Origin of the sequence: Pseudomonas sp. (assembly GCF_049301935.1) — a bacterium.
In the GTDB taxonomy this organism is placed as follows: domain Bacteria; phylum Pseudomonadota; class Gammaproteobacteria; order Pseudomonadales; family Pseudomonadaceae; genus Aquipseudomonas.
On record NZ_JBAQLP010000099.1, the window covers coordinates 61,526 to 72,195 of the forward strand.

The 10,670-nt window shown below is 60.1% G+C and carries 9 protein-coding genes; 6 read left to right on the plus strand and 3 right to left on the minus strand.

The features are described from left to right. Window positions 1-14: 14 nt before the first annotated feature. Window positions 15-812: an MBL fold metallo-hydrolase gene (locus WA145_RS13350; protein WP_422582047.1), complete on the plus strand. Its 798-nt coding sequence runs from the start codon at window positions 15-17 to the stop codon at window positions 810-812. Window positions 813-845: 33 nt separating this feature from the next. On the opposite strand, the gene WA145_RS13355 is transcribed toward WA145_RS13350, so the two are convergent. Both WA145_RS13355 and WA145_RS13360 read right to left on the minus strand, forming a co-directional pair. Next, on the minus strand, window positions 846-1,397 hold the full coding sequence (locus WA145_RS13355; RefSeq protein WP_422582048.1) for a hypothetical protein: 552 nt from the start codon (window positions 1,395-1,397) through the stop codon (window positions 846-848). A 19-nt stretch (window positions 1,398-1,416) separates the two neighbouring features. Next, entirely contained in the window at window positions 1,417-3,735 is a 2,319-nt protein-coding gene (locus WA145_RS13360) for a galactose oxidase-like domain-containing protein (protein ID WP_422582049.1), read from the minus strand. 1,177 nt (window positions 3,736-4,912) lie between these two features. Between WA145_RS13360 and WA145_RS13365 the strand changes: the two genes are divergently transcribed. The 4 genes from WA145_RS13365 (at window position 4,913) to WA145_RS13380 (ending at window position 8,331) form a co-directional block, all read left to right on the plus strand. Then, window positions 4,913-6,037, plus strand: a complete 1,125-nt coding sequence (locus WA145_RS13365; protein WP_422582050.1) for a serine hydrolase domain-containing protein — start codon at window positions 4,913-4,915, stop codon at window positions 6,035-6,037. Next, window positions 6,034-6,372, plus strand: a complete 339-nt coding sequence (locus WA145_RS13370) for an amidase (protein ID WP_422582051.1) — start codon at window positions 6,034-6,036, stop codon at window positions 6,370-6,372. The genes WA145_RS13365 and WA145_RS13370 overlap by 4 nt, the downstream gene beginning before the upstream one ends. 99 nt (window positions 6,373-6,471) lie before the next feature. Beyond that, complete coding sequence (locus WA145_RS13375) at window positions 6,472-7,629, plus strand: phospholipase D-like domain-containing protein (protein WP_422582052.1); 1,158 nt, start codon at window positions 6,472-6,474, stop codon at window positions 7,627-7,629. Between the two features lie 90 nt (window positions 7,630-7,719). After that, window positions 7,720-8,331 (plus strand): DUF2846 domain-containing protein, encoded by a 612-nt coding sequence (locus WA145_RS13380; protein ID WP_422582053.1) that lies wholly within the window; start codon window positions 7,720-7,722, stop codon window positions 8,329-8,331. Window positions 8,332-8,533: 202 nt separating this feature from the next. On the opposite strand, the gene WA145_RS13385 is transcribed toward WA145_RS13380, so the two are convergent. Continuing rightward, window positions 8,534-9,709, minus strand: a complete 1,176-nt coding sequence (locus WA145_RS13385) for a thiolase family protein (RefSeq protein ID WP_422582054.1) — start codon at window positions 9,707-9,709, stop codon at window positions 8,534-8,536. 182 nt (window positions 9,710-9,891) lie between these two features. On the opposite strand from WA145_RS13385, the gene WA145_RS13390 reads away from it, so the two are divergent. Continuing rightward, the coding region (locus WA145_RS13390) for an AMP-binding protein (protein WP_422582055.1) at window positions 9,892-10,670 on the plus strand (779 nt) is incomplete at its 3' end.

The following is a 10,670-nucleotide window of genomic DNA, read 5'->3' on the forward strand; positions in this document are numbered from 1 at the left end:
GGAGAGAGCCTGCCATGCGACGCGAACCCATAGTGCTGTTCGATAACGGCGAGCATCAATGCATGATGTTCGATGACCTGGTCAGCGGGGAGGGCGTGCAGTCCAACCAGTTTCTGATCACCGACAACGAGCAGTACCTGCTGCTCGATCCGGGCGGCGACCTGACCTACACGCCGCTGTCGCTGGAGCTCTCCAAGCACATTCCAGTGCAGGACCTGACTTATATCTTCGCCTCGCACCAGGACCCGGACATCATCGCCTCGCTGGACAAATGGCTGCTGCACACCCGCGCGCAGGTAATTTGCTCCAAGCTCTGGGCGCGCTTTCTGCCGCACCTGACGGCCAACTACCTGGCGCTCAGCCGTGGCATCAACACCTTCGACCGGATCATCGCGCTGCCGGACCGCGGCCAGTCGTTTGCCCTGGGTAAATCCACGCTCAAGGCGGTGCCGGCGCATTTTCTCCACTCGGTGGGCAACTTCCAGCTGTACGACCCGGTGAGCAAGATCCTGTTTTCCGGCGACATGGGCGCCTCGATGGTCGACGACGCGCACCCGGTAACGGACTTCGTCAACCATGTGCCGAACATGCTCGGTTTTCACCGGCGCTATATGGCCAGCAACAAGGTCTGCCGGCTGTGGGCGGCGATGGTCCGTGACATGGATGTGGCGATGATCGTGCCGCAGCACGGGCGACCCTTTGTCGGCGCGGAAATGATCAATGCCTTCCTCTACTGGATCGAGAACCTGGAGTGCGGCATGGATTTGATGGGGCCGGAGGATTACCGGCTGCCGAAAAAAGCCCTTGCGTAGCAAGGGCGTTGGGTAAAGGAGCGTGTGTGGCGCCTACTGATAGACCTGGTATGTCAGCATGCCGCTGATCTGAGCAGCTTTGCCGTCGGCTCGTATCAGCGGTATTGACCAGTCTTTCGAGGTGTCGTCACCGTGCTGCGGATCTTTCATCGTGTTGAGTCTTGGATCCAGCCAGCTAAAGCTACCTGACTCCGACAAGGTTACCCAGGATGGCTCGTCGCTGGCTGTTGATGGCCTGGCGACAGGCATTGCGCCATCGTTCAACGCTTCCCAGCTTGGGCTGTTGGTATTCACCGATACGCCGGTCCGGCTGAAAAGCAGAAAGGCTTCACCTTGCATGCCCAGCACGGTGATGGGCTGCTCTCCGTTGTAGCGGAGCATAATGCCGGGCCTGGGTGCGCTTAAAATCATCGCCTTCAGGCCTTCCATATCCGAACGCTCAGTGATGCTGGCCTTGACGAACCCCGGTGGCACATCGTCTAGTTCGAGGGCGCCGTGTGCACCTGCCAGCCCGGGGGCTGACAGGCACGCGAGGCCGAACAAAACGAGTCCCGTAAAAGCGGTTCTTGTTTGTCCGATGGTCATGCTCAACCTCCTGTGTAGGTCACAGAATATCCAGCGTGGACTCGATGATGCCGTCAGCGGTGATCACGTCAGTGGATGCCATCACCGGAGCCATGCAAGACAGACCATTATTCACGACAGTAATCGGTACCGAGACGGATGGCACACGACCCTCTGCAGTGTTTTTGCTGACGAACAGCATGTACTCACCGGCCGGCACCACGTTGTGGTTGTTAGGCATGGTCAGAGTGATCTTGTTGCCAGGACGCTGTTCGATGTTGAGCTCGATGGCGCGCTGGTCACCATCGATCACGTGCGTCATGACTGTGCGTCGGATCAACAGCGCCTTGTCAATCTGGCTGGCCTGATCAACTTTGATATTAAAGCGATCGCCGATGGTCAGATTGCTAGGTGCCTGTTGAATGACCGGACGATCATCGCGCATGGCATATGGCGGCGTGTAGATCTCAAAGCTCGGATCACGACCGTCATAAGGCGCCAGGCCGAGGCCTTGCAGGTCGACAAAGGTCAGATAGGCGGTGTTGATTGGCGAGTGTCCGGCAACCATTACGCGACCGTCTTGCATCAGCACGGCGGTGTTGTGATAGGTGCGGGCACGGTGGCCGGTTGCCATCTCTGTCCAGATGCCGGTTTCCGGATCAAAACGCTCGGCGGTGCGAATAGGACCCTCTAGGCCTGGTCCAGCGACGCCATCACGGTCACCACCGCTAAATACGGTGACACTGCCGTCTGGCATGAGGACGTTAGTGCCGTACCAACGTGGTTGATTCAATGGCCCAGTCAAGCGGGACTCGTAACTAATCTGGTCGCCATTGGTGCTGATGCGATCGATGCGGCTCTGAGCGGTAGGCAAGTAGCCACCCGGGTTGGTCAAAATGCCATAGCTGGGTACGCCGCCGGCGGTCAACAGTTCAACATCGGTATACTGACCGTTCGCATTAGGCTTCAAGGGCAGCATGGTTGAGGAGGTTGACCCGCGCATACCGCCGGCAATGGCGATTTGCAGCTGCTCATCCGACACACCCACATCCAGTCCATTTTCTATCAGTACAGTCGGTGCAGAAGCGGCATCGCCAAGTAATGACGTGGTTTGAGAAAGTGACAGGTTGGTTACGTTCAACGTACTGCCGAGTTGCCCCAGACCGGCTTCGTCTAGACGAAGTGGAAGGCCGGCGTAACCAATGTCGGTCCAGCGCTGTGTCGCGGGATTGTAGCTGGCGGTGATATTCCACAGCGCCTGGTCATACCCTTGACCGAAGGGGTTAAAGGCCTGACCACCTGCGTTATAAAAAACATGCCCGTTCGGCAGCAGGTGCAGCCGTGGGTACAGGGGGAATGACCGGTCTGCCGTGGACGGGTTTTGAGTCCAGGTGCGCAAACACGGGTTGTAGGTTTCGGTCTGCACCACGTTGCGGCCGCTGTTGATCGGGTCCTGCGGATACACAGGCTTGATCAACTTGGTAACGCCACTTGCGACAAACACGTTGCCATTTCCAAGCGTGACCAGCGACGGATACCAGCGGCCAAAATTCATGTCGCCGCTTTGCGTCCAGGTGTTGTTTTTAGCGTCGAAGATGCGTGAGTTCTTCAGGCCTTCAAGTTCGGCAACACCCACCGGCAGACCATCAATGCCAGGGTCAGAGTAATAATCAGTGCCGCCCACCGCCATGATATCGCCGTTAGCCAGACCGACCACATCTGAGCAAAACAGCGCGCCGTCGTTTTTGCTGGTGTTATCAGCGGTATCAAGCAGGCCGTTGAGCGAGGTGCCACTGAGCAATGTCTGGCTGTCGTTACCATCCGGGTTGGCGCCAGCATCAAGGGGGGAAGGCTTTAGCCAGGCTGGTTTGTCGTTCGCATCCAGGGAGAGTACGCGAGTCTGGTCGTTAACCGACACTTCGCCAAACTCGGCCACGATTGAAAGCTCGACATTTTCAGTCCCTTCCAACGCATTCAGGTACAGCAGCCGTCCATCCTTGAGGAGTGCCATCGTGCCTGCGGCCGGTTTGCATTCATCCATGCCGTCGCCGCGAGTAATGCACTTGTCATCGGTCTGTATGACTTGACCATCTACTACGATGGTCGGTTCTTCAAATGGGAGGCTGAAATAGCCTTTTGCATTCTGATCGGTCTGTGGAGTGGTGTTGGAGTCTTGCGTCGTCGATTGAGTGGAAGAATCACCCAGGAGACCATCCAACAAGCCAGCGCTAACTGCAGCGGGAAGTGCGGCAAGCACCAGCACCGACCCTGTTGCGGCTAAAACACGTGTCGATAAACGTGACATTTTCTTCTCCGGACTTATTTTTGTTAACAATTCGAAGGTGAATCGGAATGTCATGATATTGACGCCATTTACAAGTCATCCCATTCACGCAATGAATCGTACCTACGGTGGTTTTTTTATGACCTGCAGATGGGTAACAAAAGATTTCAGAGTGGGAATGGCTTTTCTGCGCATTATTAATACGCCGAGATTGCTGATGTGCGGGCTTATTTTCGAGCGAAAATGGCTTTTTAGAGCGGGAGAAAGGTGAATGCTACAGCGAGACTTGAGGTGTTAAATGACGTGCTTCAGGCGTAAATACTGTGTTTTCGAGGGGGTGGGTATGGGATTTTTTACGAAAAATAGGCGTTTTATTTGTCACTTATGCCTTGTTTTTTCTGCGTGTAAGAACTGATTTTTAGGGGGTGATGTTCGCCGCTGTCAAAGCGCAGGTGTGCAGATTGTTGACAATGTTGTGGCGGTCGTTATTGGCTGATTGGCTGCCAGCCCCGCCAAAACGGGAGGTTTGAGAGGGAAACGCATTGTGCTGCCGAGCCAGCCCGAGCTGGCCGCTCGCGTGTTTACCGCCGGAAGGAGCCGCGCGCTTACCAAGTCGCGACTACCTCATTCACGGTCGCGGGTAGCCGAGTCACAGGGTTCAGGCAGGAGCCATTTTGCGTCCTGCATGATGGCAGTCGCCAACAGGGTTGCTCTTATGGCGCGGCTACTTCGGCGACCTTGTGCATACGCTCGCGCAACTGGGTGACCTGGCTAGGCATACCCACCATCCTCAGGTTCCATGCGGCATTGCCGGCCATGGCGGCAATCGACTGCCAAGGCGCCGTACATGACCGCGAGTTCTATAAGCCCGGCGGGCTAAGGCAGCAGGACCAGGGCTTGCCCTTGGTGATGTACTCGACAAAAGCCATCGCGGCCTTCGATGGCAAGGCAGTACGCCTGGGCGCTTACCCGGTGACGCTGGAACCTAACCATGAAGGTCGAAGTGCGCCGTTTTTTCTGGTGCACCTAGCATCCATGTGCCAGCGCAGCGAAGCCCAACAGGTGTTGCTACAGCTCGTTGGGCTTCGTCGCTACGCTCATCAACCCAACCTACCTGTTAATACCTGTACCTGTGAAAACAACGCACTGACATTTCGCGTCGAATCACCGGCTAAACCGGCGTGTTCGGCGCTTTTTGTCGTCATTAGCGCCATGCTAGGGTGCCGCCTTCGATCCCCGCAGAGGCAGCGCTATGTCCTTCACTCTCTTTCCCGCACGGCGGCTGATTCTGGCGTGCGCCTTCGGCCTGGGTTGCGCGGCCGCGCAGGCTGAGAACTGGCCAGGTGAGGACTGGGACAGCCAGTTGGCTGCACCCAGCGCCGCGTTGAGGGAACTGGAAAGCTACGCCTTCCCGACCCGTGATGACGCGACCCGCAAGGGCGTGCGCACCGATGCCTTGTTGGTGATCCGCGATGCTCAGGTGGTCTACGAGCGTTATGCCGCGCCGACCACCGCCGCCACCGCGCATCTGACCTGGTCGATGGCCAAGAGCCTGCTGGCCACTACCATGGGCGTGGCCTATGGCCAGGGCCGCTTTCGTCTGGATGCGCCGGTGGCCGACTACTACCCGCCATTTGCCGCGCACCCGCAGGTCAAGGTCGGTCATCTGCTCAACTGGGCCTCGGGCCTGGACTGGCAGGAAGACTATGAATACGCGCCGCTGAAATCCTCGGTGGTGGCGATGCTCTATACCCGTGGCCGCAGTGATATGGCCGCCTTTACCGCCGCGCACAGCGCCGATGCCGAGCCCGGTGCGCGCTTCCGTTATTCCAGTGGCGACAGCAATGTGCTGGCCGCTGCTATGAAGACCATGGTGGGGGAAGCGGCCTATGCCGATTACCCCTGGAGCGCGCTGTTCGATCCGCTGGGCATCAACACCGCCGTATGGGAGCGTGATGCCGCCGGCACCTTTGTCGGCTCCTCCTACGTCTATATGAGCGCTCGCGACCTGGCCCGTGTCGGCCTGCTGATGCAGCGTGATGGCCGCTGGGGCGAGCAGCAGTTGCTGCCCAAAGCCTGGGTCGAGTTCAACCGCACGCCTTTTGCCAACTACCAGCCGCAGGCCGAGCAGCCCGGTGAGGCGGTGCCCGGTGGGCACTGGTGGTTGAACGCGGCGGTGGCCGGGGCGAGCAGGCCCTGGCCGGATGCGCCGGAGGACACCCTGGTGGCATCCGGGCATTGGGGGCAGGGGCTGTATGTGATCGCCAGTGAGAACCTGCTGATCGTGCGCTACGCCGATGACCGCGATGGCAGCTTTGATCGCAATCACTTCCTCAAACTGGTTCTCGCCGCATTGGCAGATGAGGTGCAGCCATGATTCGCCGTCGTCCGTTGAGCACTCTGTTGCTGCTGATTGGGTTGTTGCTCGCCGCCCTGGCCTGGCAGAACCGCGCGCACTTGCAAGCCTTCCCAGGCATCATCGGCGCCTACTCGGCCAAGGAATATTGCTCGTGCCGTTATGTGGCAAACAACCCGGCCGACTACTGCGCGGCGTATGTGGCGCAGTCTGTTTCGCTGTCCGGCTTCTTCGATGACCCAGCCAACAAGCGCGTGACCGCGCGCGGCCTGGGCAGTACCCAGAGTGCGCAGTGGTTAGGGCCGCGCCAGGGCTGCCAACTGCTGCCGCAAGCCGTTGCACTGCCAAAGTCCTGAGGGCGAGGCTGGCGGCCAGGGTTTGCAAGGCCCTGCCGGGCGGCTATGGTGGCGTCTCCATTTCCCGTGCGTGAGCCGCAATGCCCAAAGTGAACGCTTATGCCGCATAACGTCTTTCCCTGGCGGCACGGCAACACGCTGGCGTTGCTGATCGACGGGCCGCAGTTCTTTGTGCAGATGTTGGCGCGCATCGACGCCGCGCACCGGCAGGTCGAACTGGAACTCTATCTGGTAGAAAGCGGAGCCTGCGGCCGCGCCTTGCTGGCGTCGTTGTGCGCGGCGGCCCAGCGTGGCGTTGTTGTGCGTTGTCTGCTGGATGCCTTTGGCGCACAAGGCCTGCATGCAGCGGACCGGCACCTGCTGCAGGCGGCTGGCGTGCAGGTGCAGTGGTACAACCCGCTGCGCTGGAGGCATGGGGTGCGCAACTTTCACCGGGATCACCGCAAGCTGCTGCTGGTCGATGGGCAATTCGCCTTTGTCGGCGGCACCGGTGCGACCGATGAGTTCTGGCAGCCTGCACAAGCCAGCAGCCGCTGGCATGAGGTGATGGTGGAAATCAGCGGGCCGCTGGTGGCCGACTGGCAGCAGTTGTTCGAGCGCCAGTGGCTGACGAGTCAAGCCTGGATCGCCTGGCGGCCGCGTATGCCGTTGCGTCTGAAAACCCTCTCCGCCTTGCCTACCCTGGGCCAGGGCTTGGCTCGGGTGGCCTTTGCCGATGCCTCGCAGTACCGCGACATCCTGCTGTCGCTGGTGCGCGCCTTGCGTGGCTCCAAACAGCGCATCTGGCTGGCCACGCCCTATTTCCTGCCGACCTGGCGCGTGCGCCGTACCCTGCGTCAGGCCGCCAAGCGCGGCGTCGAGGTGCGCCTGTTGCTGGCCGGGCAGCACACCGATCATCCGCCGGTACGCTTTGCCGGCCAGCGCTATTACGCCAGTTTGCTCAAGGCCGGAGTGCGTATCTTCGAGTACCAGCCGCGTTTTCTGCACCTGAAGATGGTGCTGGTGGACGATTGGGTCAGCGTCGGCTCGTGCAACTTCGACCACTGGAACCTGCGCTTTAATCTGGACGCCAACCTGGAGGCGCTCGACCCAGCATTTACCGCCAGCGTGGCGGCGAGCTTTCAGGCGGACTTTGCCGATAGTCAGGAAATCACCCTGGCCGACTGGCGCGCGCGGCCCTGGTGGCGGCGGCTGCAGCAGTCCGTCTGGGGCGCGCTGGATCAATTACTGGTCAACCTGCTCGATCGCCGCCGCTGACCCGCACTGTTACGGCCCGCACTTTTGTCGGGTGTCGGCCGAGCAGGGCACCGCTATGCTCGGCCTATCACTCCAATAAGGATGCTGTCGATGCGTGGTCTGCCCTGGCTTGCGGTGCTGTTGTTGGTTGCCCTGAGTGGTTGCTCGACCCCTGGGGCGTTTTTTGGCGTAACCGCGGGCGCAGCCTTCCGTGAGCATGTGCTCAGCGATGACAACCATGCCCTGGTCTACCTGTACCGCCCGCAAAGCCACTGGGCCGATCAGGAGCTGGAAGCGCCCGCGCTGTTTCTGAATAACGCGCGCATCGGCAGCCTGCCGAGCAATGCCTATATGGTGCTGGAGTTCGATATCGCCAGTTACCAGCTGGAGATGCGCCGGCCGCTGTTCGGCACGCACTGGACCTTGTTCGCCGACGGCCCGCTGGACTTCACCCTGATCAGCAGCTTCAGCCTGGATGCCGAAGCCGGCGGCATCTACTACCTGCGCTATGACGAACTCAACCCGCCGCCAGTCAACGAGCAGGCGCCCAGCCAGGGTGATGGCCCGCTGCAGTTGGTGTCCCAAGAGGTGGCTGCAACGGAAATCGCCGCCACCCGCGAAATTCAGCCCTTCGAACGGATTGCCGCCAGCGGTGAAACCGAGCGCATGCAGCGCAGCTTCTGGCGCAAGGTTGGCAAGTCGCTGGACAGGATCGGCATTTAGCCAGAAGCGAGGCTGGCAGAGGTCGTAGGGTGGGTTAGCGGTGCCAGACACCGAGATAGCGGAAGCCGCTATCGTGGCGCACCGCGTAACCCACCAGTCGATATCTCGTATTGCGCCGTGATGGGTTACGGCGCAACAGGGCTCGTAGAGCGACTGTCCGTGGCGAATGCGCCTAACCCATCCTACGAAGTTGTGTCACGCCTCAGAGCAACTCAACCGCTACTGCCGTGGCTTCACCGCCACCAATGCACAGCGAGGCGATGCCGCGCTTGCCGCCGGTGTTTTTCAGCGCATTGATCAGAGTCAGGATGATCCGCGAGCCGGTCGAGCCGACCGGATGGCCCTGGGCGCAGGCGCCGCCGTAGACGTTGACCTTGGCGTGATCCAGGCCGTGCTCACGGATGGCCAGCATGGTGACCATGGCGAAGGCTTCGTTGATCTCGTACAGATCGACCTCGGCCTTGTCCCAGCCGGTTTTCTTTAACAGGTTGCTGATCGAGCCAATCGGCGCGATGGTGAACTCGCTCGGATCCTGGCTCTGGGTGGCGTGCGCGACGATCTTCGCCAGCGGCTTGAGGCCGCGCTTGGCGGCTTCTTCGGCGGTCATCAACAGCAGCGCCGAGGCGCCGTCGGAGATCGAACTGGCGTTGGCCGCGGTGATGCTGCCGTCCTTGCGGAAGGCCGGTTTCAGGCCCGGAATTTTCTCCAGGTTGGCGTTCAGCGGCTGCTCGTCATCCTTGACCACGACATCGCCCTTGCGGCCGCTGACGGTGATCGGGACGATTTCCGCGTCCAGCGCACCGCTGGCGATGGCGGCCTGGGCGCGCTTCAACGATTCGATGGCGTAGGCGTCCATCTGCTCACGGGTGATGCCGTACTGGTCGGCGGTTTCCTGGGCGAAGGAGCCCATCAAGCGGCCGCTGCGCGCATCTTCCAGGCCGTCGAGAAACATGTGGTCCTTGATTTCGCCGTGGCCCATGCGCAGGCCCGCGCGGGCTTTGCTCATGATGTAGGGCGCGTTGGACATACTTTCCATGCCGCCGGCGATCATCACGTTGTTACTGCCGGCCTTGAGCGAATCAAAGGCCAGCATCACCGCTTTCATGCCCGAACCGCAGAGTTTGTTGATCGTGGTGCAACCGGTGGCAGCCGGCAGGCCGGCGTTCAGCGACGCCTGGCGCGCCGGGCCCTGTTTGAGGCCGGCCGGCAGCACGCAGCCCATGATCACTTCCTGCACGTCAGCAGGGGCAATACCGGCACGCTCGACTGCCGCGCGAATGGCGGCCGCACCCAGGTCAACCGCAGCAATGCTCGACAGGCTGCCTTGAAAACCACCCATCGGCGTACGTGCGCCGCTGACGATGACGATATCGGACATCGGGAAACTCCTCGTTTTTGTAGTAGGTCGCAGGCCAGACACATCGAATGCCAGCCGTTGATTCTACTGCGTGACTAAAAATGCCCAAAGAGTCACATGGAAAATCATTCTTTGGGCTGATTTGAGCAGGCGGCGGGGGCTCTAGATTGGCCGCACTGAAAAAACCAACAATAGGTACCGCCATGCTGCAGACCCGCCTGATTGCTCCCGCCGACAATGCACACCAAGCGCCGCTGTTGATCAAGCGCCTGCTGCTGTCCGGTATCCGCTACGAGAAAACCCGCGAAATCGTCTACCGCGATCAGCTGCGCTACAGCTACGCCACCCTTAACGAGCGTGTGGCGCGCCTGGCCAATGTGCTTAGCGAAGCCGGGGTCAAGGCCGGTGACACTGTGGCCGTGATGGACTGGGACAGCCACCGTTACCTGGAGTGCATGTTTGCCATCCCGATGATCGGCGCGGTGCTGCACACCATCAATATCCGCCTATCGGCTGATCAGATCCTCTACACCATGAACCATGCCGAGGATAAGTTCGTCCTGGTCAACAGCGAGTTCGTGCCGCTCTACAAGGGTATCGAAAGTCAGCTGACCACCGTGGCCAAGACCATTCTGCTGACAGACGCGCCGGAAAAAACCGCAGACATCGCCAATCTGGTGGGCGAATACGAGAATCTGCTAGCCGCTGCTAGTACGCAGTATGACTTCCCGGATTTCGACGAAAACTCGGTGGCCACCACCTTCTATACCACCGGTACCACGGGTAACCCCAAGGGCGTGTACTTCACCCACCGCCAACTGGTACTGCATACCCTGGCCGAGGCCAGTGTGCTGGGCAGCCTGGATCGCGTGCGCCTACTCGGTACCGGTGATGTGTACATGCCAATCACGCCGATGTTCCACGTACATGCCTGGGGTATTCCGTACGTAGCCACCATGATGGGCGTCAAGCAGGTCTATCC